Source organism: Stutzerimonas stutzeri, from assembly GCF_002890915.1.
Taxonomy (GTDB): domain Bacteria; phylum Pseudomonadota; class Gammaproteobacteria; order Pseudomonadales; family Pseudomonadaceae; genus Stutzerimonas; species Stutzerimonas stutzeri_AF.
In genome coordinates, this window is the sequence record NZ_POUT01000002.1 from 367,476 (window position 1) to 390,574 (window position 23,099).

The window sequence follows — 23,099 nt, forward strand, 5'->3', positions numbered from 1 at the left end:
GATGGCTGTTCAAGACCTGCTCTCGCAAGACGAGATCGATGCGCTCCTGCATGGGGTCGACGACGGTCTGGTGGATACCGAAAGCGATTCCGACCCGGGGTCCATCAAGAGCTACGACCTGACCAGCCAGGACCGTATCGTCCGCGGGCGCATGCCCACGCTGGAAATGATCAACGAGCGTTTCGCCCGCTACACCCGCATCAGCATGTTCAACCTGCTGCGGCGCTCGGCCGATGTGTCGGTGGGCGGCGTGCAGGTGATGAAGTTCGGCGAGTACGTCCATTCGCTCTACGTGCCCACCAGCCTCAACCTGGTGAAGATGAAGCCGCTGCGCGGCACCGCGCTGTTCATCCTCGATGCCAAGCTGGTGTTCAAGCTGGTGGACAACTTCTTCGGCGGCGACGGGCGGCACGCCAAGATCGAGGGCCGCGAATTCACTCCGACCGAGCTGCGCGTGGTGCGCATGGTGCTCGACCAGGCCTTCGCCGACCTCAAGGAAGCGTGGCACGCGGTGCTGGACGTCAACTTCGAGTACGTCAACTCGGAAGTGAACCCGGCGCTGGCCAACATCGTCAGCCCCAGCGAGGTGGTGGTGGTCTCCACCTTCCACATCGAGCTGGACAGCGGCGGCGGCGACCTGCACGTGACCATGCCCTATTCGATGATCGAGCCGATCCGCGAGATGCTCGACGCCGGCTTCCAGTCGGACGTCAGCGACCAGGACGAGCGCTGGGTCAAGGCCCTGCGCGAGGACATCCTCGACGTCAACGTGCCGCTGGGCGCGACGGTGGTGCGTCGGCAGCTCAAGCTGCGCGACATTCTCAACATGCAGCCGGGCGACGTGATTCCGGTGGAAATGCCGGAAGACATGATCATGCGCGCCAATGGCATGCCGGCCTTCAAGGTCAAGCTGGGGGCCCACAAGGGCAACCTGGCGCTGCAGGTGCTGGAGCCCGTGGTCCGTCCACGTTGACCCAGCCCTTTACTCAATTCGAGCCGGTCGAGGACTAGCGATGGCAGACGAACGCGACAACACTTCTCCCGAGGAACAGGCGCTGGCCGACGAATGGGCCGCGGCCCTGGCCGAGGCGGGGGACGCCAGCCAGGACGATATCGATGCGCTGCTGAACCAGGGCACGGCCGCGGCGGAACCGCCACCGGCGCCGCGCGCGCCGCTGGAGGATTTCGCCAGCGCGCCGAAGGCCAGCGGTGCGCAGCTGGGCCTGGATGGGCCGAACCTGGACGTGATCCTGGATATTCCGGTATCGATCTCCATGGAAGTCGGCAGTACCGAGATCAGCATCCGCAACCTGCTGCAGCTCAACCAGGGCTCGGTGGTCGAACTCGACCGCCTGGCCGGCGAGCCGCTGGACGTGCTGGTCAACGGCACGCTGATCGCCCATGGCGAGGTGGTGGTGGTCAACGAGAAGTTCGGCATCCGGCTGACCGACGTGATCAGCCCCACCGAACGTATCAAGAAGCTGCGCTGACATGCGCGCCCTCGCATTCCTTGTCGCGCTCCTGGCGCTGCCGGTGATGGCTGCGGAACCGGCGACGACGAGCATGAGCAGTGCCGGCATGGGCACACAGCTGAGCAAGCTGCTGCTCGGCCTGCTGCTGGTGATCGGGCTGATCTTCCTGCTCGCCTGGCTGCTGCGCCGTGTGCAGCAGATGAACCCGCGCGGTACCCAGGTGATCAAGCTGATCTCCAGCCAGGCGCTCGGCCCGCGCGAGCGGCTGGTGCTGGTGCAGGTCGGCGGCGAGCAGATCCTCATCGGCCTCAGCGGCGGGCGCATCACGCCGCTGCACGTCATGCGCGAGCCGGTGCATCTGCCGGATGCCGAGCCGGCCAATCCGGAATTCGCCCAGCGCCTGATGGAGCTGCTCGGCAAGGACCACAAGGACAAGCCCTGATGTTGCGTATCGTGCTGGCGCTGTTGCTGGTGCTGGCCGCGCCTCTTGCCCTGGGGCAGGAGAGCGCTGGCCTGCTGAGCCGGGGCGACAATCCGCTGTCGATCCCGGCGATCACCCTGAGCACCGACGCCGAGGGGCAGCAGGAGTATTCGGTCAGCCTGCAGATCCTGCTGATCATGACGGCGCTGAGCTTCATCCCGGCGTTCGTCATGCTGATGACCAGCTTCACGCGGATCATCATCGTCTTCTCCATCCTGCGCCAGGCGCTCGGCCTGCAGCAGACGCCGTCGAACCAGATCCTCATCGGCCTGACGCTGTTCCTCACGCTGTTCATCATGGCGCCGGTATTCGACCGGATAAACCAGGATGCCCTGCAGCCCTACCTGAGCGAGCAGATACCGGCGCAGGAAGCCATCGCCCGCGCCGAGGTGCCGTTGAAGGGCTTCATGCTGGCGCAGACCCGCGAGAGCGACCTGGAGCTGTTCGTGCGCCTGTCGCGGCGTACCGACATCGCCTCGCCGGAAGCCGCGCCGATGACCATCCTGGTGCCGGCCTTCGTCACCTCGGAGCTGAAGACCGCGTTCCAGATCGGCTTCATGATCTTCATTCCGTTCCTGATCATCGACATGGTGGTGGCCAGCGTGCTGATGGCGATGGGCATGATGATGCTCTCGCCGCTGATCATCTCGCTGCCGTTCAAGATCATGCTGTTCGTGCTGGTGGACGGCTGGGGGCTGATCATCGGCACCCTGGCCGGCAGCTTCGGCACGCTTTAGGGAGGCGCTCGGAATGACCCCTGAAGTTGCGGTTGACCTGTTTCGCGAAGGGCTGTGGATGACCGCGATGATCGTCGGCGTGCTGGTGGTGCCGAGTCTGCTGGTCGGCCTGGTGGTGGCGATGTTCCAGGCTGCCACGCAGATCAACGAGCAGACCCTGAGCTTCCTGCCGCGCCTGCTGGTGATGCTGCTGACGCTGATCTGGGCCGGGCCCTGGCTGGTGCGCCAGTTGATGGAGTTCACCCAGAATCTCGTGCAGAACATTCCGCTGTTGATCGGGTAGCCGGCGTGCTGGAGCTGAGCAACGCGCAGATCGGCGGCTGGGTAGGGCAGTTCCTGCTGCCGCTGTTTCGCATCGCGGCCCTGCTGATGAGCATGCCGATCATCGGTGCCCAGCTGGTGCCGATGCGGGTGCGCCTGTATCTGGCGCTGGCCATCGCCCTGGCGCTGGTGCCGGCGCTGCCGCCGATGCCGCTGGTGGAGTCGCTGAGCCTGCGCGCCTTGCTGCTGATCGCCGAGCAGTTGCTGATCGGCGTGATGATGGGCTTCATCCTGCAGCTGTTCTTCCAGGTGTTCATCGTCTCCGGGCAGATGCTGGCGATGCAGATGGGCCTGGGCTTCGCCTCGATGGTCGATCCGTCCAACGGCGTTTCGGTGCCGGTGCTCGGCCAGTTCTTCAACATGCTGGTGATCCTGCTGTTCCTGGCGATGAACGGCCATCTGGTGGTGCTGGAGATTCTGGCCGAGAGCTTCGTCACCTTGCCGGTGGGCGGTGGCCTGTCGACCAATCACTTCTGGGAAGTGGCCGGCAAGCTCGGCTGGGTGCTGGGCGCCGGGCTGTTGCTGGTGCTGCCGGCGATCACCGCGCTGCTGGTGGTCAACCTGGCGTTCGGCCTGATGACCCGCGCGGCGCCGCAGCTGAACATCTTTTCCATCGGCTTCCCGCTGACCCTGGTGCTCGGCCTGATCATCGTCTGGATCGGCATGGCCGATATCTTCGCGCAGTACCAGGTCTTCGTCAGCGAGGCGCTGACGATGCTGCGCGAGCTGGTGGGCGCGCGCTGATGAACCTGGTGGAGATTGCCCATGGCTGAGAGCGAAAGCGGCGCCGACAAAAGCGAGGAACCCACAGAGAAACGCCTGCGCGAATCCCGTGAGAAAGGCCAACTGGCGCGCTCGCGCGAGCTCAACACGGTGGCGGTGACGCTGGGCGGCATCGGCGGCCTGCTGGCCTCCGGTGCGAGCCTGGCGCAGAGCCTGATGGCGATGATGCAGGGAACCTTCGAGCTGAGCCGCGAAACCCTGTTCGACGAGGGCTCCATGGTGACGCTGCTGATGAACAGTGGCCTGATCGCGCTGGAAGCAATCCTGCCGTTGCTGATCGCCTTGCTGATCGCCTCGATTCTCGGCCCCATCGCCCTGGGTGGCTGGCTGTTCTCGGCCAAGGCCATGGCTCCCAATTTCGGCCGGATGAATCCGCTGGCCGGACTCAAGCGAATGTTCTCCACCAAGGCGCTGGTCGAGCTGCTCAAGGCGCTCGGCAAGTTCCTGGTGGTGTTGAGCGTGGCGCTACTAGTGCTTTCGTCCTATCAGGACGACCTGCGCTCGATCGCCAAGCAGCCGCTGGACCTGGCCATCATGCACAGCGCCGAGATCGTCGGCTGGTGCGCCTTGTGGATGGCCTGCGGGCTGATCCTGATCGCGGCGGTGGACGTGCCGTTCCAGCTCTGGGACAACAAGCAGAAGCTGATGATGACCAAGCAGGAGGTCAAGGACGAATACAAGGATTCCGAAGGCAAGCCCGAGGTCAAGTCGCGCATCCGCCAACTGCAGCGCGAGGCGGCCCAGCGGCGCATGATGCAGGCGGTGCCCGAGGCGGACGTGGTGATCACCAACCCGACCCACTTCGCCGTCGCCCTGAAATACGATGCCGCCAAGGGCGGGGCGCCGATGCTGCTGGCCAAGGGCAGCGATTTCCTGGCGCTGAAGATCCGCGAGATCGCCCAGGAGCATCAGGTGACCGTGCTCGAGTCCCCGGCACTGGCGCGGGCGGTCTACTACTCCACCGAGCTGGAACAGGAAATCCCCGCCGGCCTCTACCTCGCCGTGGCGCAGGTACTGGCCTACGTCTACCAGTTGCGCCAGTACCGCGCCGGCAAGGGCCGTCGCCCCGATCCGCTGAACGACCTGCCGATCCCGCTGGATCTGCGTAGGGATGAATAATTCTGAAGCTTGAAGCCAGAGAAAGTATCAGCTTCCAGCTTCCAACTGCTTCTATTCGATCACCCCGCAGGCAACCCGCGCGCCGCCACCGCCCAGCGGTTGCGGATGGTCGGCGTGGTTGTCGCCGCCCTGGTGGACCATCAGCGCCAGGCCCTTGATGTCGCCGAGGCTCTTCAGCCGTGGGGCCAGCACCGGCTGGCTGGCCTTGCCCTCGCTGTCGACGTACAGCGCCGGCAGGTCGCCCATGTGTCCGTCGCCCCAGGGCTCGCCGTGCTTGCCGGTGTTCTGCGGGTCCCAGTGGCCGGTGGCGGCGGCTGCCGCGGTGGGTTTGCCGTCGACCTCCGCCGGCTCGCAGCTGCCCTTGGCGTGGATGTGGAAGCCGTGCGTGCCCGGCTGCAGGCCGCTCAGCTCGGGGCGAAACACCAGGCCGTATTCGCTGCTGTCGATCTTCACACTGCCCACCGATTCGCCGATGCCCTGCGCGCTGACGGCGTTGACCTTCACGCTCAGCGTTTCGGCCTGAACGGCGAGGGCGCTGCAGCCGGCCAGCGCGGCGATGATCCACTGTTTCATGTCGAAGCTCCTTCCCTTAATAGAGAAAAAAGCGGCATTCCGCCGCCGGTCACCATCTGACTGCCCGGCGGTGCGAGGGTTCGGGGGACTCGAGGTTCGGAGATTTTCTCTAGCGATCCAGCGGACTCAACACCGCCAAACCGCCGCGGTTGAGCACGTGGGTGTAGATCATGGTGGTTTTCACGTCGGCGTGGCCGAGCAGCTCCTGCACCGTGCGGATATCCTGGCCCGCCTCCAGCAGGTGGGTGGCGAAGGAATGGCGCAGCGAATGGGGCGTCGCATGCTTGATCAGACCGGCACGCCGTGCCGCCTCGCGCACGGCGCGTTGAATGGTCTTTTCGTGCAGGTGATGGCGAAAGATCCGCTGACTGCGCGGGTCCCGCGAACGATTGACCGATGGGAATACGAGCTGCCAGCCCCACTCCTTCGCCGCATTCGGATACTTGCGCGCCAGGGCGAAGGGTAAATTGGCCTCGCCAAACCCGTCCGTCAAATCCTCCTGATGCAGCCGTCGAACCTTATCCAGGTAAGCCTGCAACGGCTCGACGATACGCATGGGCAGCATGGTCACCCGATCCTTCTGGCCCTTGCCATCGCGCACCAGAATCTCGCGACGGGCGAAGTCCACGTCCTTGACCCGCAGCCTGAGTGCCTCCAGCAGACGCAAGCCCGAGCCATAGAGCAGGTTGGCGACGATCCAGCCCACGCCCTGCAATTGCGTCAGCAAGGCCTCCACCTCGGCACGGGTCAACACTACCGGCAGATGGGCTGCTTCGCCCGCACGATACCTTGCAACCAGGGCAGATCCAGCTTGAGCACCTCTTTGTAAAGAAACAGCAAGGCAGCCAAGGCCTGGTTCTGCGTCGAAGCAGCCACGTCCCGCCTCACCGCCAGATGCGTCAGAAAGGCCTCGATCTCCGCTGCGCCCATCTCTGCTGGATGCCGATAGCGATGGAAGCGGATATAGCGTTTTGCCCACTCGGCATAGACAGTTTCGGTACGGATGGAATAGTTTCTGACTCGAATCTGCTGGCGTAGCTGATCCAGCAGCTTGGGCTTGCCGTCATCCATGTCGCGTTTCTCCCTGAGTGCTGTCGCGGTTGCCGCGACCACCTTCAAGCTAGACAAGGACTCACGAGACGACAAGGAAGATTATGCGACAGGTGTCGTGGGTAAACGCGACAGCAGTGTCGCCTAATTAATAGTTGGGCGTAAAAGCGCCGAGGGAGCGATCGTGGTCATAAGCTACACAAACGGATACCAGTTTCTATACAAGGTTGTTCTGATAATCGGAAACTTCGTCGCTCTCGGAGTGGTTTTGACTATCGTGGATGCTATCCCGGATAGCGCTATTGATTGGATCCCGGAGTGGCTGCAAATCATTCTTGGGATCGGCATCTTTATAGGTACGCTTGCGTTCGCGCCTTTAATCTACTCGAAAACAGTCCTTCCTTGGTGGAGTTCTTCTTGGCTTTATGTTCGCCTCAATCTCGGTGTATCCATCGATCCGGCTGAGGCGGAAAAGATCAGCTTCTTGTTTGATGGCTCGATGCCGGGAGGGAAATGGTACCCACTTCATGGCTTTCGAGAGATTGAAGGAGAGTTCAGACGCGAAGCGCTCTTTGTCTTTGCGAACAGGGTGTCTAGGGAAAACGGTTGGAAAATCCCGTTTCCTGAGTATGAGCCAGCTCAAGAAAACCGAACAAAAGAAGAAAACGTTCGAGATAGTGGCGCCGCGCAACGGGCAAGAATTGAACAGATAATCATGGAAAGTCATCGGGTGCTTGGAATAACCGAGTTACCGACGAGCTTTGATGCAGTAAAGATGGCATATCGGAGAAAGATCGCTCAATACCACCCAGATAAATTCGCGGGCGAACAGGCAGAGGTAATCAGATACGCCGAAGAGACCGCGAAGAAACTCAATGGGGCGTATTCGATTCTCGAAAAATACTATCAAACGGTATCGTAATTCATGCCGATAGTAACGTGCGCTTCATGTGGTGCCAAAAACAAGATTGACCGATACCGCGCTGGGAAACTTGCTATTTGTGGTCGGTGTGGGGCTAGGTTGCCTGAGCCGGCGCACATCAAAACGTTCCGTTTCTTTACTAAGAACTGGGCGTGGGTTGTTCTTCTTTCTCTCGCGGGTGGAGCGTGGATTGCAGGTTCACTTCCGGCCTCCAATAGCCATAGTGGTTCCTCCAGAAGTGCATCTGCGCCCGTCACTCCGCGCTGTACTCCAATTGCGATTTCTGCGGGAATTCACCGCCTGTACACGAACAAAGAAAGAATTGCTCCGTTCACAATCGTCGCTCCACACGGATCGAATTACTATGCAAAGCTGGTGGATTCGGTGACAAATACAGATGTTATGTCAATGTACGTTATAGGAGGGCGTCCTCTGGAGATTGATGTTCCGCTCGGTACGTATCGGTTGAAGTATGCTAATGGAAGTGTGTGGTGTGGAGAGTCGTTGTTGTTCGGGGAGCGAACAGCATATGGTCAAGCGCAGTCAACGTTTGAATTTTCCGTTCAAGGTAACCGAGTTTCGGGTTACACGGTAGAGTTAATTCCACAAACTCACGGAAACCTTCGAACAAAGTCGATTCGTGCTTCGGAGTTTTAGGTGGCGAGCAATGATCGCCCAACAAAGCCATCAACGAGGACGCCCAAAAGCGCTGTCGCACTTTTGGGCGCCTGTTATGGCTGGCGTTAGGCGACTAATTGAAGTGTTCTTGCACTCTTGGAGACATATGAACGCACTCGTCAGACGGCTCAACCGCATGAAAATCCTCGGGGGCATGCTTGCTTTTAGCCGCCCTAAGCTTCTTAGTCACCTCCTGCGAGCAACGTACAGCCATGAAACCGGATTTTGATCAAGCACTCCAAAGCCATCTTGCATCAATAGCATCCCGTGATATTAGTGCCTTCAAAGAAAATCTCACCCTCGACGACACCCTCTACACTGTTGTTCAAAATGGACACGCCTTTACAAAGCGATCAGAGCTAATCGCAATCCATGAGCAATGGTTCAAAGACCCCAACTGGATTTGGAAAGGAGAAGTGGTTCATAAGGTGGTTGGAACGGATATGGCAATGGCGCTTATCAAGTATCAGTACCAGGCCAAGCTGGAAGATGAGCCGTTTAGTACGTGGCTTGTATATGTTTTCCAGCTACAAAATGGGAAATGGCGGATCGTGCATGATCAAAACACCGCCCAAGACTACGTTGCATTCGCACGGTCAGCCGGGATCGAAGTCAAGTAGGAGTCGCCTAACAATTCATTCAAGCCGACGCCGCTTCGCGGCGCGGCTTAATTCAGGCGTTAGGCGGTATTGGTTTTTGGTTCGTGCGGGCATGGAGATCCGAAAGCTTCATTCCCTTCCGGTTTCTCGATTATGTAGGCCTGCTTGCCTAGCAGCAGAGACTTGCAGCTGCCGCCGCCGGAAAAGTTGGACCCCTTCTTGCTATACCCCCGGCAGGGCGCGTTTCGCGTCAAGAATCCGTTCTGTATCGCCGGGGGCTACGTTGGATCGCACGCAACTCATCAATATGCGCAACAGCCTGACGGGCGTGGGCCGTGGCAACCTCGGGGTGCCGCTGCTGCTGCTCGTGATGATGGGCATGATGATGCTGCCGGTGCCGCCGTTCCTGCTGGACGTGCTGTTCACCTTCAATATCGCGCTGTCGATCGTCGTGCTGCTGGTCAGCGTCTACGCGCTGCGCCCGCTGGATTTCGCGGTGTTCCCCACCATCCTGCTGGTGGCCACGCTGATGCGCCTGGCACTGAACGTGGCCTCGACCCGGGTGGTGCTGATCCACGGGCACGATGGCGGCGATGCGGCCGGCCAGGTGATCAAGGCGTTCGGCGAGGTGGTCATCGGCGGCAACTACGTGGTCGGCGTGGTGGTGTTCGCGATCCTGATGATCATCAACTTCGTGGTGGTGACCAAGGGTGCCGGGCGTATCTCCGAGGTGAGCGCACGCTTCACCCTGGATGCGATGCCGGGCAAGCAGATGGCGATCGATGCCGACCTCAATGCCGGCCTGATCGATCAGGCCGAGGCCAAGCAGCGCCGCGCCGAGGTTTCTTCCGAGGCGGATTTCTACGGTTCCATGGACGGTGCCAGCAAGTTCGTGCGCGGCGATGCCATCGCCGGCCTGCTGATCCTGTTCATCAACCTGCTCGGTGGTATCGGCATCGGCATGGCGCAGCACGGCATGAGCTTCAGCGATGCCGGCAAGGTGTACGCGCTGCTGACCATCGGCGATGGCCTGGTGGCGCAGATTCCTTCGCTGCTGCTGTCCACCGCTGCGGCGATCATGGTCACGCGTGTCACCAGTTCCGAGGACATGGGCAAGCAGGTCCAGCGGCAGATGTTCGCCTCGCCCAAGGCGCTGGCGGTGTCGGCGGTGATCCTGATCGCCATGGGCCTGGTGCCGGGCATGCCGCACGTTTCGTTCCTCGGCCTGGGCTTCGTGGCCGCCGCCGGTGCCTACTGGATCTGGCATCGCCAGAAGCAGCTCAAGCAGCAGGCCGAGCAGGAAGTCCAGAAGCAGCAGGACATGCTGCCGGCACAGCGCGCGGCGGAAACCAAGGAGCTGGGCTGGGACGACGTCACGCCGGTGGACATGGTCGGCCTGGAGGTCGGTTACCGGCTGATCCCGCTGGTCGACCGCAACCAGGGCGGGCAACTGCTGGCGCGGATCAAGGGGGTACGCAAGAAGCTGTCGCAGGACCTGGGCTTCCTCATGCCATCGGTGCACATCCGCGACAACCTCGACCTGCTGCCCAATGCCTACCGTCTGACCCTGATGGGCGTGAGCCTGGCCGAGGCGGAGGTCTATCCGGACCGGGAACTGGCGATCAACCCCGGCCAGGTGTTCGGCCCGCTCAACGGTATTGCCGCCCGGGACCCGGCGTTCGGCCTGGAGGCGGTCTGGATCGAGGGCAGCCAGCGCGATCAGGCGCAGTCGCTGGGCTATACCGTGGTGGATGCCAGCACCGTGGTCGCCACGCATCTCAACCAGGTACTGCACAAGCACGCCCACGAACTGTTGGGGCACGAGGAGGTCCAGCAACTATTGCAACTGCTGGCCAAGAGCTCTCCCAAGCTGGCCGAGGAGCTGGTGCCGGGCATGGTCTCGCTGTCGACGCTGCTGAAGATCCTGCAGGCGCTATTGCAGGAGCAGGTGCCGGTGCGTGACATCCGCACCATTGCCGAGGCCATCGCCAATGTCGCCGGCAAGAGTCAAGATCCCGCCGCGATGGTCGCCGCGGTACGCGTCGCCTTGTCCCGGGCAATCGTGCAAAACGTTGTGGGACTAGAGCCGGAGCTGCCTGTGATCACTCTGGAGCCCAGGTTGGAACAGATCTTGCTCAATAGCCTGCAGAAGGCCGGTCAGGGTTCGGAAGATGGCGTCTTGCTGGAGCCGGGCATGGCCGAGAAGCTGCAACGGTCCCTGGTAGAAGCGGCACAGCGCCAGGAAATGCTCGGCAAACCGGCGGTCCTGCTGGTGGCCGGGCCGATCCGGGCGATGCTGTCGCGCTTCGCCCGGCTGGCGGTCCCGAACATTCATGTTCTGGCCTACCAGGAAATACCGGACAACAAGCAGGTCACCATCGTTTCGACGGTGGGTCAGAATTAATCGAGGGTACAGGCCATGCAGGTCAAACGTTTCTTCGCCGCCGATATGCGCATCGCCATGAAAATGGTGCGCGACGAGCTGGGCGCCGATGCCGTGATCATCGGCAATCGCCGGGTCGCCGGTGGCGTCGAGCTGACCGCTGTGCTCGATTACCCGATGCAATCGGCGCCGGCGGCCAAGCAGCCGAACCCGGCCCTGGAAGCCGAGCTGCGCAAGACCCAGGCGCGCCTCGCCAGTGCGCATGCGGAGCTGGGCGCGTCTGGGCGCGGAAAGGATCAGGGCCGTCAACTGCTTGACGAGAAGCCCGCCGCAGCGGCCATGCCGCAACCCGAGCCGGTTGCCGCCGCTCCCGCGACGCTCGATCCGCGCGCGGTCGAGGCGATGTATTCCGAACTGCACGGCCTGCGCGAACTGATCGAGGTGCAGCTCGGTTCGATCGCCTGGGGCCAGGAGCAGAGCCGCCGGCCGCAGCAGGCCAGCCTCTGGCGGCGCCTGCAGCGCCTCGGCCTGCCGGCCGAGCTGTCGCGCAGCCTGCTGGACAAGGTCGCCGCCATCAGCGAGCCGCGCCAGGCCTGGCGCATGCTGCTGGCGCACCTGGCCCAGGCGATCAAGGTCAGCAAGCAGGAGCCGCTGGAAGAGGGTGGCGTGATCGCCCTGGTCGGCCCGGCCGGGGTCGGCAAGACCACCACGCTGGCCAAGCTGGCGGCGCGCTACGTACTCAAGTACGGCGCGCAGAACATCGCCCTGGCGAGCATGGACAACTACCGCATCGGCGCCCAGGAACAGCTCAAGACCCTCGGCCGGATTCTCGACGTGCCGGTGGTGCAGCTGGATCCGAGCCAGCCGTTGAGCAAGACCTTGGCCCCCCTGGCGCGCAAGCGGGTGGTCCTGATCGATACCGCCGGCCTGCCGGCCAGCGATCCGACGCTGCGCATGCAGCTCGAGGCGCTGGCCGACCGCGGTGTGAAAGCGAAGAATTATCTGGTGCTGGCTGCGACCAGCCAGAGCCAGGTGCTCAAGGCCGCCTGGCACAACTACCGGCGCTGTGGCCTGGCAGGTTGTATCCTGACCAAACTGGACGAGGCCGGCAGCCTGGGCGATGTACTCGGGCTAACGATCAGCCAGCATCTGCCGATAGCCTACCTCGCCGACGGGCCGCGTATTCCGGATGACTTGCATCTGCCGCGCAGTCATCAACTGGTCAGTCGGGCGGTGAGCCTGCAGTCCGGTGAGGAGCCGAGCGAGGAGGCGATGGCCGATATGTTCGCCGGCTTGTACAACGATTCCTCGCGGCGGGCTGGATAAGCGTGAGACAGCGGTATTCGAATAAATCAGATGCGTTCGATCCGGGCGCATCGCCGGCCGTGTGGCCCCAGCAAGATATAGGCGTGTGAACATGGGTATGCATCCCGTACAGGTGATTGCGGTGACCGGCGGCAAGGGTGGCGTCGGCAAGACCAACGTGTCGGTCAATCTGGCGCTGGCACTGGCCGACCTTGGCCGGCGCGTGGTGTTGCTCGATGCCGACCTGGGGCTGGCCAACGTCGACGTGCTGCTGGGCCTGACCAGCAAGCGTACCCTGGCCGATGTGATCGCCGGCGAGTGCGACCTGCGCGACGTGCTGATCCAGGGGCCCGGTGGCATCCGCATCGTGCCGGCCGCCTCCGGTGCGCAGAGCATGGTGCAGCTGTCGTCGCTGCAGCACGCCGGGTTGATCCAGGCGTTCAGCGAGATCGGCGACGATCTCGATGTGCTGATCATCGACACGGCCGCGGGCATCGGCGATGCGGTGGTCAGCTTCGTCCGCGCCGCCCAGGAAGTGCTGCTGGTGGTTACCGACGAGCCGACCTCGATCACCGATGCCTATGCGTTGATCAAGCTGCTCAACCGCGACTACGGCATCAATCGTTTCCGCGTGCTGGCCAACATGGCCCACGCCCCGCAGGAAGGGCGCAACCTGTTCGCCAAGCTGACCAAGGTCACCGAACGCTTCCTCGACGTGGCGCTGCAGTACGTCGGCGCCGTTCCCTACGACGAGGCCATGCGCAAGGCCGTGCAGAAGCAGCGTGCAGTCTACGAGGCCTATCCGCGGTCCAAGTGTGCATTGGCCTTCAAGGCTATCGCGCAGAAGATCGACACCTGGCCGCTGCCGGCGACGCCGCGCGGCCACCTCGAGTTCTTCGTCGAACGCCTGATCAGGCCGGCCTCAGAAACCCAAGAATGACAGGTGCCGGATTCGCTATGTATTACAGCAAGGCTCAGGCAAAGGATGCGCAGTACCGCCTGATCGATCAGTACGCCCCGCTGGTCAAGCGAATCGCTTACCACCTGCTGGCGCGTCTGCCCGCCAGCGTGCAGGTGGACGATCTGATCCAGGCCGGGATGATCGGACTGCTGGAGGCTGCCAAGAAATACGACGCCGGCAAGGGGGCCAGTTTCGAGACCTACGCCGGTATCCGCATCCGCGGCACCATGCTCGACGAGGTGCGCAAGGGGGACTGGGCGCCGCGTTCGGTGCACCGCAATTCACGCATGGTCAGCGAGGCGATTCGCGCCATCGAGGCGAAAACCGGGCGCGACGCTAAAGATCATGAGGTTGCGGCCGAACTTAAGCTGAGTCTCGATGAGTATTACGGCATCCTCGGCGACACGCTGGGCAGCCGCCTGTTCAGCTTCGACGATCTGTTGCAGGAAGGGGAGCACGGCGATCTCCAGGAAGACGCCGGCAGCACCCATCCGGAGCCTTTTCGCGATCTCGAAGACGAACGTTTCCAGCAGGCCCTGGCCGATGCCATCGCCAACCTGCCGGAGCGCGAGAAACTGGTGTTGTCGCTGTATTACGACGAAGAGCTGAATTTGAAGGAAATCGGTCAGGTGCTCGGGGTCAGCGAGTCGCGTGTGAGCCAGCTGCACAGCCAATGTGCGGCGCGGTTGCGGGCGCGCCTCGGCGAATGGCGCGCCCATTGACGATTATTGCGGTACGACGTGCTCGGTTTGCTGAGGCATTTTGGGACTTACGGAGGTCGACTTGGACAAGAACATGAAAATCCTCATCGTCGATGACTTCTCGACGATGAGACGGATCATCAAGAACCTCTTGCGTGACCTGGGGTTCACCAACACCGCCGAGGCGGATGATGGCACCACCGCGTTGCCGATGCTCAAGAGCGGCAGCTTCGACTTTCTCGTCACCGACTGGAACATGCCCGGCATGAGTGGCATCGACCTGCTGCGCACGGTGCGCGCCGACGAGCGCCTCAAGCACCTGCCGGTGCTGATGGTGACGGCCGAAGCCAAGCGCGACCAGATCATCGAAGCGGCCCAGGCCGGGGTCAACGGCTACGTCGTCAAGCCCTTCACCGCCCAGGTGCTGAAGGAAAAGATCGAAAAGATCTTCGAGCGCGTCAACGGCTGATGTAACGCCGCGAGGGCACTATGGCGCACCAAGATGACAGCATGAGCGAGTTCGAACAGACCCTTAAGTCCCACGCCCGCCAACTGGTCGACTGCCTCGAGCAGGGTCGTTTCGACGAGGCGGTGCTGATGATCCACCAGCTCAACCAGGCGCGCGACCGCGGCCTGTACCAGGAAGTCGGCAAGCTGACCCGCGAACTGCACAGCGCCATCGTCAAGCTGGAGATCGACACCTGCGGGGGCGAGCGAGAGTCTTCCCAGATCACCGACGCCACCGATCGCCTGTCCTATGTGGTGGAAATGACCGAGAAAGCGGCCAATCGCACCATGGATCTGGTCGAGGAGTGCGTGCCGCTGGTCAACTACGTCAGCTACGAGGCCCAGAGCCTGACGGCCGACTGGCAGCGTTTCATGCGTCGCGACATGAAGGCCGACGAGTTCCGCGAGCTGGTCCCGCGCATCGATCAGTTTCTCAAGCGCAGCATGAACGACGGCAGCCAGCTGTCGCAGAACCTGCGCGAAATCATGCTGGCCCAGGATTTCCAGGACCTCACCGGTCAGGTGATCAAGCGGGTTACCCGGCTCATCACCGAGCTGGAGAGCAACCTGCTGAACCTGGTGCTGATGGCCGGGCAGGTGGATCGTTTCGCCGGCATCCAGCATGACCATGCCCAGTTGCGTGCCGAGCAGTTGAAGCAAAAAGAGCAAAAAGAAGAAAAAGAACCTTCCAAGGGTGAAGGTCCGCAGATGCATGCCGATATGCGTGAGGATGTCGTTTCCGGCCAGGACGATGTCGATGATCTGCTTTCAAGCCTGGGCTTTTAGGGGATGCGAATATGAGCTTCGACGCCGATGAAGAAATCCTCCAGGACTTCCTGGTAGAAGCCGGCGAGATTCTCGAACTATTGTCAGAGCAACTCGTGGAGCTGGAGAGCAGCCCCGATGACATGGCGTTGCTCAATGCGATTTTTCGCGGTTTTCACACGGTCAAGGGCGGCGCAGGTTTCCTCCAGCTTCACGAGCTGGTGGAGTGCTGCCACATCGCCGAAAACGTTTTCGACATCCTGCGCAAGGGCGAGCGGCGCGTCGATTCCGAACTGATGGACGTCGTCCTGCAGGCGCTGGACGCGGTGAATGCGATGTTCGCCCAGGTGCGCGAGCGCGTCGAACCGACCCCGGCTTCGCCAGAACTGCTCGCGGCCCTGTCGCGCCTGGCCGAGCCGGCGTCCGCCGAGCAAGCGGCAGCGGCTTCCGTGCCGGAGCCGGTTGCCGATGCCGCCGATGACGAGTTCGAGCAGCTGCTCGATGCGATCGAGCCGGTCGTCGAGGAGACGGCTGTGGCGGCTGCTCCGGATTCCTCCTCCGATGAGATCACCGACGACGAATTCGAATTGCTGCTCGACCAGCTGCATGGCAAGGGGCAGTTCTCCGCCGCGCCGAGCGCGGCTCCGGCGGCCGAGCTGGAGCCCGCTTCGGCGCCGGCCAGCGACGAGATCACCGACGACGAGTTCGAGGCGCTGCTCGACCAGTTGCATGGCAAAGGCAAGTTCGAGCCTGCGGCGACCAGTACGGTAGTGGAGCCTGCGGCAGAGCCGGCCGGCAGCCCCGCGGGCGACCATATCACCGACGACGAATTCGAGGCGCTGCTCGACCAGCTGCATGGCAAGGGCAAGTTCGAACCCGCCAGTGTCGCGGCCGCCGCGCCTGTTCCGGCTGCGCCGGCCAAGCCTGTCGCCGCAGCCAAACCCGCCGTGGCAGCCAAGTCCGCGCCCGCCAAGGCGGCTCCGACAGCAGCGGCCAAGGCCGCAGCGCCGAGCAAACCGGCGGCGCCCGCCGCTGCGGCCCCGGCCGAAACCGAGACGACGGTACGGGTGGACACCGCGCGCCTCGACGAGATCATGAACATGGTCGGCGAACTGGTGCTGGTGCGTAACCGCCTGGTGCGCCTGGGCTCCAACAGCGGCGACGAGGCCATGGCCAAGGCCGTGTCCAACCTCGACGTGGTCACCGCCGACCTGCAGAGCGCGGTGATGAAGACCCGCATGCAGCCGATCAAGAAGGTCTTCGGCCGCTTCCCGCGCCTGGTCCGCGACCTGGCGCGCAGCCTGAAGAAAGAGATCAACCTGGAGCTGGTCGGCGAAGAGACCGACCTCGACAAGAACCTCGTCGAGGCCCTGGCCGATCCGCTGGTGCACCTGGTACGCAATGCCGTCGACCACGGTATCGAGATGCCCGAGGAGCGCGAGGCCGCCGGCAAGCCGCGCACCGGCCGGGTGGTGCTTTCCGCCGAACAGGAAGGCGACCACATCCTGCTGGTCATCAGCGATGACGGCAAGGGCATGGACGCCAACGTCCTGCGCGCCAAGGCCGTCGAGAAGGGCATGCTGGAGAAGGACGCCGCCGACCGCCTGAGCGACCTGGAATGCTACAACCTGATCTTCGCGCCCGGTTTCTCGACCAAGACCGAGATCTCCGACGTCTCCGGCCGCGGCGTCGGCATGGACGTGGTCAAGACCAAGATTTCCCAGCTCAACGGCACGGTCAACGTGTTCTCCACCAAGGGCCAGGGCTCGAAGGTGGTGATCAAGGTGCCGCTGACCCTGGCGATCATGCCGACCCTGATGGTCATGCTCGGCGAGCAGGCGTTCGCCTTCCCGCTGGTCAACGTCAACGAGATCTTCCACCTCGACCTGTCGCGCACCAACGTGGTGGACGGCCAGGAAGTGGTCGTGGTGCGCGACAAGGCGCTGCCGCTGTTCTATCTCAAGCGCTGGCTGGTTCAGGGCGCGTCCCAGGAAGAGCAGCGCGAGGGCCACGTGGTCATCCTCAGCGTCGGCAACCAGAGCATCGGTTTCGTCGTCGACCAGTTGGTGGGGCAGGAAGAAGTGGTGATCAAGCCCTTGGGCAAGATGCTGCAAGGTACTCCCGGCATGTCCGGTGCGACCATCACCGGTGACGGCCGCATCGCCCTGATTCTCGATGTTCCCAGCATGCTCAAGCGTTATGCACGCAGGATTTGATCAGTCAGGCAGCGTCCCGCGGAGGGGGCGCTGCCGCTAGGAGTGTTTATGGCAGTCAAGGTCCTGGTGGTGGACGATTCCGGCTTCTTCCGCCGGCGCGTCTCGGAAATCCTTTCCTCTGATCCCAATATCCAGGTCGTCGGCACCGCCACCAACGGGCGCGAGGCCATCGACCAGGTGCTGGCGCTCAAGCCGGACGTCATCACCATGGACTACGAAATGCCCATGATGGATGGCATCACGGCGGTGCGGCAGATCATGCAGCGCTGCCCGACGCCGGTCTTGATGTTCTCTTCGCTGACCCACGAGGGCGCGCGGGTAACGCTCGATGCGCTGGATGCCGGTGCGGTCGACTACCTGCCGAAGAACTTCGAGGACATCTCGCGCAATCCGGACAAGGTCAAGCAACTGCTGTGCGAGAAGGTCCATACCGTTTCGCGCAGCAATCGTCGCTACAGCACCTTCTGCGGTTCGAGCGGCGGTGCCGCGCCGACGTCGCCGCGCAGCCCCGGGGCGGCGCTGGCCACCCCACGCAGCCCGGGTGCTGCGGCGGCACCGGCACCGGCACCCGCGCGCGCCGTCGCGCCCAAGCGCAAGGCCTACAAGCTGGTCGCCATTGGCACCTCCACCGGCGGGCCGGTGGCGCTGCAGCGCGTGCTGACCCAACTGCCGGCCAGTTTTCCGGCGCCCATCGTATTGATCCAGCACATGCCCGCGGCCTTCACCAAGGCCTTTGCCGACCGCCTGGACAAGCTCTGCCGCATCCGGGTCAAGGAGGCCGAGGACGGTGACGTGCTGCGTCCGGGCCTGGCGCTGCTGGCGCCGGGTGGCAAGCAGATGATGATCGACGGGCGTGGTGCCGTGCGCATCCTGCCGGGCGACGACCGCCTCAACTACAAGCCCTGTGTCGATGTCACCTTCGGCTCGGCGGCCAAGTCGTTCCATGACAAGGTGCTGGCGGTGGTCCTGACCGGCATGGGTGCCGATGGCCGCGAGGGCGCGCGTCTGCTCAAGCAGAGCGGCAGCCAGGTGTGGGCGCAGGACGAGGCCAGTTGCGTGATCTATGGCATGCCCATGGCCGTGGTCAAGGCCAATCTCAGCGACGCCGTCTACGGCCTCGACGATATCGGCCGCAATCTGGCCGAGGCGTGTATCTGATGGATGTGCTCAGCCTCATCGGGCTGGTGCTGGCGTTCGTCGCCATCGTCGGCGGCAATTTCCTCGAAGGCGGCCACATATCGGCCCTGGTCAACGGGCCGGCGGCGCTCATCGTGCTCGGCGGCACCTTGGGCGCCGTGCTGTTGCAAACGCCGATCTCGGTGTTCATCCGGGCGGTGAACATCATCCGCTGGATCTTCTTTCCGCCACGCATCGACCTGGCGCGCGGCATCCTCATGGTGACCGCCTGGAGCAACACCGCGCGCAAGGAAGGGCTGCTCGGGCTTGAGCCGGTCGCCGAGACCGAGCCCGATCCGTACGCGCGCAAGGGCCTGCAACTGCTGGTCGACGGTGCCGAGCCGGAGGTGATCCGCAGCATCCTCGAGGTGGATCTCTACACCCAGGAAAGTCGCGACCTGCGGGCGGCGAAGGTCTACGAGAGCATGGGCGGCTACTCGCCGACGATCGGTATCATCGGCGCGGTGATGGGGCTGATCCACGTCATGGGCAACCTGGCCGACCCCGGCCAGCTGGGCGACGGTATCGCCGTGGCGTTCGTCGCCACCATCTACGGCGTCGCGTTCGCCAACCTGCTGGTGCTGCCGGTGGGCAACAAGCTCAAGAGCATCGTGCAGCGCCAGACGGCCTATCGCGAGATGCTGCTGGAGGGCGTGCTGTCCATCGCCGAGGGCGAGAACCCGCGTTCCATCGAGATGAAGCTGCAAGGCTTCATGGACTGACCGGCCATGGCCAGACGCAGACAGCCGGAAGAGCACGACAACCACGAACGCTGGCTGGTGTCCTACGCGGACTTCATCACGCTGCTGTTCGCCTTTTTCGTGGTGATGTATTCGATCTCCTCGATCAATGAAGGCAAGTACAAGATTCTTTCCGACTCGCTGGTCGGCGTCTTCAATCAGGTCGATCGCTCGGTGAAACCCATTCCGATAGGCGAGGAGCGACCGCGGACGACCGAGCCGAATGTTTCCGACGACCTCGCCGGACAGGCATCGACGACCAGCGAGCTGGTTCTCGACCCGCTGGAAAGCATCGCCCGGAGCATGCGCGAGGCCTTCGGCGACCTGATCGGCAAGGAGCAACTGATCGTGCGCGGCAACGAGCTATGGGTGGAGATCGAACTCAACTCCAGCCTGCTGTTTCCCAGCGGCGATGCCTTGCCCAACGATCAGGCCTTCGCGCTGATCGAGAAGGTCGCCGGGATTCTGGCTCCCTTCGACAACCCGATCCACGTCGAGGGCTTCACCGACAACCTGCCGATCAGCACCGACAAGTTTCCGACCAACTGGGAACTCTCCGCCGCGCGCGCCGGCAGCGTGGTGCGCATGCTCGCGGCACAGGGGGTGAATCCCTCGCGCCTCGCTGCGGTGGGCTATGGCGAGTACCAGCCGGTGGCGGACAACGCGACCGCCGAGGGCCGGGCGCGCAACCGCCGGGTCGTCCTGGTGGTGTCGCGCAACCTCGACGTGCGCCGCAGCGTCAGCGGCGTGGGCAGCAGCAATGCCAAGCCGGATGCGACCTTGCGCCGGGCTGGCACACAAACTGCACCGGCTGCGGCCATGTAGGCGCCGCGGGCGCAGTCGTCAAAACACCGTCGTCGTGCCATCGCGGGCACGACAAAGCCGGTAGCTTCGAGCCGGGTGGAACTGAGCAATGAGAGTCTGGGCTGTAGCCAATCAAAAGGGCGGGGTAGGCAAGACCACCACGTCGATCGCGCTGGCAGGGTTGCTCGCCGATGCCGGCAAGCGGGTCGTGGTGCTGGATCTCGATCCGCATGGGTCGATGACCAGCTATTTCGGGCATGATCCGGACAACCTCGATCACAGCGTCTTCGACCTGTTCCAGCATCAGGGCACCGTCCCCGAGGGATTGCCGTGGCAACTGCTGCTGTCCACCAGCCACGAGCGCATCTCGCTGCTGCCCTCGAGTACCGTGCTGGCCACCCTGGAGCGCCAGTCGCCCGGGCAGAGCGGTCTGGGCCTGGTCATCGCCAAGAGCCTGTCGCAGATGTGGCAGGACTTCGACTACGCGATCATCGACAGCCCGCCGCTGCTGGGGGTGCTGATGGTCAATGCGCTGGCCGCCAGCCAGCAGCTGATCATTCCGGTACAGACCGAGTTCCTCGCGATGAAGGGCCTCGAGCGGATGGTCGGTACGCTGGCGATGGTCAATCGTTCGCGCAAGCAGGCGCTGCCCTATGCCATCGTGCCGACGCTGTTCGACCGCCGGACCCAGGCTTCGATGAATACGCTGAAGGTGCTGCGCGCAGGCTATGCGGACAATCTCTGGCCCGCCTTCATTCCCATCGACACGCGCCTGCGCGACGCCAGCCGCGCCGGCCTGACGCCGTCGCAGTTCGATGCGGGGAGCCGCGCGGTACTCGCCTACCGGGCGCTGCTCAAGCATCTGCTGGCGATGCAGCCCTCGCCGCAGGTGGCTTGAGATGGTGATGGCGGCGGCTCAAGTTTGTCGCCCACGCAGCCGATAGCCTGTTCAGATTTTCATCACGAGTTGCTTCCATGAGTCGTAGCGTCCTAACCGAAACGCGATCCCAGCAGGCGCTGCAGTCCTATCTCGACGCGCTGTTGCAGGATGCGGCCATCGAGCTGGCGGAATCGGTCAGCCAGGACGAGTTCCAGGCGGCCGTACTCGAGGAGCGGCTGCGTGATACCCACCGGGATGCGCCGCGGCCACCGCTCGAAGTGGTCCAGCCCGAAGTGGCCATGGCTGCCGAACCCGAGAAGCTGGCGGCGCCTGCCGTGGCGCTGGTGGAGCCGGTTGTCGAGCTCGATGCCGTGCCGCGCGGCGCCGGCGAGCCGCCGCTCAAGGCCGGAGCCCTGCCGGAGTGGGGCGAGGAGCCCTTCGAGTGCCTGTTGTTCGACGTGGCCGGCCTGACGCTGGCGGTACCGCTGGTCTGCCTGGGCTCGATTTATCCGCTGGCCGGACAGGAGCTGACGCCACTGTTCGGCCAGCCTGACTGGTTTCTCGGCATACTGCCGAGCCAGGCCGGCAACCTGAAGGTGCTGGATACCGCGCGCTGGGTGATGCCCGATCGCTACCGCGACGATTTCCGCCAGGGGCTGCAATATGTGATTTCGGTACAGGGCTACGAGTGGGGGCTGGCGGTGCATCAGGTCAGCCGTTCGATCCGCCTCGAACCGCGCGAGGTCAAGTGGCGCACCCAGCGTAGCCAGCGGCCCTGGCTCGCCGGCACGGTGATCGAGCACATGTGCGCGCTGGTCGATGTGACGGCGCTGGCGGAACTGATCGCCAGCGGCGCCACCAGGCAATTGAAGGCCGTGCCGCGCCAGGCACACTGAACCAGATAAACGACGGGCGCGCCGGGTGGCGCGATCCGGAACGATGGAATCGACCGCCATAGCGGTATTTGAAGAAGGTGGGGCTATGAAGATGACGTCTGCGCAGGGTTCCGATGATCCTGTCCTGCAATGGGTAACCTTCCGTCTGGACAACGAGACGTACGGCATCAACGTGATGCAGGTTCAGGAAGTGTTGCGCTATACCGAGATCGCGCCGGTTCCGGGGGCGCCGAGCTATGTGCTGGGCATCATCAACCTGCGCGGCAACGTGGTGACGGTGATCGATACCCGCCAGCGCTTCGGCCTGGCGCCGGCGCCGGTATCGGACAACACCCGCATCGTGATCATCGAGGCGGATCGCCAGGTGGTCGGCATCATGGTCGATAGCGTGGCCGAGGTGGTCTATCTTCGTCAGTCGGAGATCGAGACCGCACCGAACGTCGGTAACGACGAGTCGGCCAAGTTCATCCAGGGTGTGTGCAACAAGAACGGCGAGCTGCTGATTCTGGTCGAACTCGACAAGATGATGAGCGAAGAAGAATGGGCGGAACTTGAGAGCATCTGATACATGCTGATCGCGTCGCTGGTCGCATCGCTGGTTGCGCTGGCCTTCTGCTGCCTTGGGCTGCTGGGCTTCTGCCTGTGGCTGCTCAAGCGGCAGCGGTTGCTGGCGGAGCAGCAGAGCCAGCGCGATGCCGTGCGTGACAAACGCCTCAAGGAGCTAAGCAACCGGCTGGACACCTATCTCGAAGGCAGCGTGCGCATGGGCGACGAGCTGCGCGAGCTGGGCCGTCTGGTCGCGCCGCTGCCGGACAAGCTCAGCCTGCTGGAGCAGCGCGATCCCAACAATTTCTCCTTTTCCCAGGCCGCCAAGCTGGTGGGCCTGGGCGCCAGCGTCGACGATCTGACGCAATCCTGCGGCCTCTCGCAATCGGAGGCCGAACTGATGAGCAAGCTGCACCAGGCGCGCAAGAAGCCCTGAGCCTCTCGTCGAGCCGCTGTCGGCTCCGTCGCAAAAATGCCCATCCAG

24 protein-coding genes and 1 pseudogene are annotated in these 23,099 nt (G+C 63.3%); 23 read left to right on the plus strand and 2 right to left on the minus strand.

Annotation, left to right across the window (positions count from 1 at the left end):
* Position 1 precedes the first annotated feature (1 nt).
* From fliM to flhB, 7 genes are read left to right on the plus strand one after another with little or no spacing between them, the layout of a single operon-like run.
* Positions 2 to 973: a flagellar motor switch protein FliM gene (fliM, locus tag CXK94_RS05490; protein WP_037042728.1), complete on the plus strand. Its 972-nt coding sequence runs from the start codon at positions 2 to 4 to the stop codon at positions 971 to 973.
* Between the two features lie 40 nt (positions 974 to 1,013).
* Positions 1,014 to 1,490 carry a flagellar motor switch protein FliN gene (fliN, locus tag CXK94_RS05495; RefSeq protein ID WP_102893565.1) on the plus strand — a complete coding sequence of 159 codons (477 nt, stop codon included), beginning with the start codon at positions 1,014 to 1,016 and terminating at the stop codon, positions 1,488 to 1,490.
* Between the two features lies 1 nt (position 1,491).
* Positions 1,492 to 1,914: a flagellar biosynthetic protein FliO gene (gene fliO, locus CXK94_RS05500; protein ID WP_102893566.1), complete on the plus strand. Its 423-nt coding sequence runs from the start codon at positions 1,492 to 1,494 to the stop codon at positions 1,912 to 1,914.
* Positions 1,914 to 2,690, plus strand: a complete 777-nt coding sequence (gene fliP, locus CXK94_RS05505; RefSeq protein ID WP_102893567.1) for a flagellar type III secretion system pore protein FliP — start codon at positions 1,914 to 1,916, stop codon at positions 2,688 to 2,690. The genes fliO and fliP overlap by 1 nt, the downstream gene beginning before the upstream one ends.
* A gap of 13 nt (positions 2,691 to 2,703) precedes the next feature.
* Positions 2,704 to 2,973, plus strand: coding sequence for a flagellar biosynthesis protein FliQ (fliQ, locus tag CXK94_RS05510; RefSeq protein ID WP_037042734.1), 270 nt, complete (start codon positions 2,704 to 2,706; stop codon positions 2,971 to 2,973).
* 5 nt (positions 2,974 to 2,978) lie between these two features.
* Positions 2,979 to 3,755: a flagellar biosynthetic protein FliR gene (gene fliR, locus CXK94_RS05515; RefSeq protein ID WP_037042736.1), complete on the plus strand. Its 777-nt coding sequence runs from the start codon at positions 2,979 to 2,981 to the stop codon at positions 3,753 to 3,755.
* Positions 3,756 to 3,776: 21 nt separating this feature from the next.
* Entirely contained in the window at positions 3,777 to 4,913 is a 1,137-nt protein-coding gene (gene flhB / locus CXK94_RS05520) for a flagellar biosynthesis protein FlhB (protein WP_102893568.1), read from the plus strand.
* 51 nt (positions 4,914 to 4,964) lie between these two features.
* Here the strand turns inward: flhB and sodC are convergent, their stop codons facing one another.
* Both sodC and CXK94_RS22215 read right to left on the minus strand, forming a co-directional pair.
* Positions 4,965 to 5,486 (minus strand): superoxide dismutase family protein, encoded by a 522-nt coding sequence (sodC, locus tag CXK94_RS05525; RefSeq protein WP_102893569.1) that lies wholly within the window; start codon positions 5,484 to 5,486, stop codon positions 4,965 to 4,967.
* 109 nt (positions 5,487 to 5,595) lie between these two features.
* Positions 5,596 to 6,557: pseudogene (locus tag CXK94_RS22215) on the minus strand (integron integrase).
* A gap of 256 nt (positions 6,558 to 6,813) precedes the next feature.
* Between CXK94_RS22215 and CXK94_RS05535 the strand changes: the two are divergent.
* The 16 genes from CXK94_RS05535 to CXK94_RS05610 all read left to right on the plus strand — a co-directional run bounded on the left by CXK94_RS05535 (position 6,814) and on the right by CXK94_RS05610 (position 23,051).
* On the plus strand, positions 6,814 to 7,458 hold the full coding sequence (locus CXK94_RS05535) for a J domain-containing protein (RefSeq protein ID WP_256046143.1): 645 nt from the start codon (positions 6,814 to 6,816) through the stop codon (positions 7,456 to 7,458).
* 890 nt (positions 7,459 to 8,348) lie between these two features.
* Entirely contained in the window at positions 8,349 to 8,756 is a 408-nt protein-coding gene (locus CXK94_RS05540; protein ID WP_102893571.1) for a YybH family protein, read from the plus strand.
* Between the two features lie 262 nt (positions 8,757 to 9,018).
* Positions 9,019 to 11,139, plus strand: coding sequence for a flagellar biosynthesis protein FlhA (gene flhA / locus CXK94_RS05545; RefSeq protein ID WP_102893572.1), 2,121 nt, complete (start codon positions 9,019 to 9,021; stop codon positions 11,137 to 11,139).
* A gap of 15 nt (positions 11,140 to 11,154) precedes the next feature.
* Positions 11,155 to 12,444 (plus strand): flagellar biosynthesis protein FlhF, encoded by a 1,290-nt coding sequence (gene flhF / locus CXK94_RS05550; RefSeq protein WP_102893573.1) that lies wholly within the window; start codon positions 11,155 to 11,157, stop codon positions 12,442 to 12,444.
* Between the two features lie 91 nt (positions 12,445 to 12,535).
* The gene (gene fleN / locus CXK94_RS05555; RefSeq protein WP_011913681.1) at positions 12,536 to 13,363 is read left to right on the plus strand and encodes a flagellar synthesis regulator FleN; all 828 of its coding nucleotides are present in this window, start codon (positions 12,536 to 12,538) and stop codon (positions 13,361 to 13,363) included.
* Between the two features lie 17 nt (positions 13,364 to 13,380).
* The gene (gene fliA, locus CXK94_RS05560) at positions 13,381 to 14,106 is read left to right on the plus strand and encodes an RNA polymerase sigma factor FliA (protein ID WP_011913680.1); all 726 of its coding nucleotides are present in this window, start codon (positions 13,381 to 13,383) and stop codon (positions 14,104 to 14,106) included.
* A 73-nt stretch (positions 14,107 to 14,179) separates the two neighbouring features.
* Positions 14,180 to 14,554 (plus strand): chemotaxis response regulator CheY, encoded by a 375-nt coding sequence (locus tag CXK94_RS05565; RefSeq protein ID WP_011913679.1) that lies wholly within the window; start codon positions 14,180 to 14,182, stop codon positions 14,552 to 14,554.
* Between the two features lie 20 nt (positions 14,555 to 14,574).
* A complete protein-coding gene (locus tag CXK94_RS05570) occupies positions 14,575 to 15,378 on the plus strand; it encodes a protein phosphatase CheZ (protein WP_037042755.1) in 804 nt (267 codons plus the stop codon).
* Positions 15,379 to 15,389: 11 nt separating this feature from the next.
* Positions 15,390 to 17,573 carry a chemotaxis protein CheA gene (locus tag CXK94_RS05575; RefSeq protein WP_102893574.1) on the plus strand — a complete coding sequence of 728 codons (2,184 nt, stop codon included), beginning with the start codon at positions 15,390 to 15,392 and terminating at the stop codon, positions 17,571 to 17,573.
* A gap of 48 nt (positions 17,574 to 17,621) precedes the next feature.
* Positions 17,622 to 18,731 carry a protein-glutamate methylesterase/protein-glutamine glutaminase gene (locus tag CXK94_RS05580; protein ID WP_102893575.1) on the plus strand — a complete coding sequence of 370 codons (1,110 nt, stop codon included), beginning with the start codon at positions 17,622 to 17,624 and terminating at the stop codon, positions 18,729 to 18,731.
* Positions 18,731 to 19,471, plus strand: a complete 741-nt coding sequence (locus CXK94_RS05585; protein ID WP_037042769.1) for a flagellar motor protein — start codon at positions 18,731 to 18,733, stop codon at positions 19,469 to 19,471. The genes CXK94_RS05580 and CXK94_RS05585 overlap by 1 nt, the downstream gene beginning before the upstream one ends.
* 6 nt (positions 19,472 to 19,477) lie before the next feature.
* Entirely contained in the window at positions 19,478 to 20,314 is an 837-nt protein-coding gene (gene motD, locus CXK94_RS05590) for a flagellar motor protein MotD (RefSeq protein WP_037042771.1), read from the plus strand.
* Positions 20,315 to 20,402: 88 nt separating this feature from the next.
* The gene (locus CXK94_RS05595) at positions 20,403 to 21,191 is read left to right on the plus strand and encodes a ParA family protein (protein ID WP_037042773.1); all 789 of its coding nucleotides are present in this window, start codon (positions 20,403 to 20,405) and stop codon (positions 21,189 to 21,191) included.
* A gap of 77 nt (positions 21,192 to 21,268) precedes the next feature.
* A complete protein-coding gene (locus CXK94_RS05600; protein ID WP_037042775.1) occupies positions 21,269 to 22,069 on the plus strand; it encodes a CheW domain-containing protein in 801 nt (266 codons plus the stop codon).
* Between the two features lie 85 nt (positions 22,070 to 22,154).
* Positions 22,155 to 22,634, plus strand: a complete 480-nt coding sequence (locus tag CXK94_RS05605) for a chemotaxis protein CheW (RefSeq protein ID WP_037042777.1) — start codon at positions 22,155 to 22,157, stop codon at positions 22,632 to 22,634.
* Between the two features lie 3 nt (positions 22,635 to 22,637).
* Positions 22,638 to 23,051: a DUF2802 domain-containing protein gene (locus CXK94_RS05610; RefSeq protein ID WP_102893576.1), complete on the plus strand. Its 414-nt coding sequence runs from the start codon at positions 22,638 to 22,640 to the stop codon at positions 23,049 to 23,051.
* Positions 23,052 to 23,099: the final 48 nt, after the last annotated feature.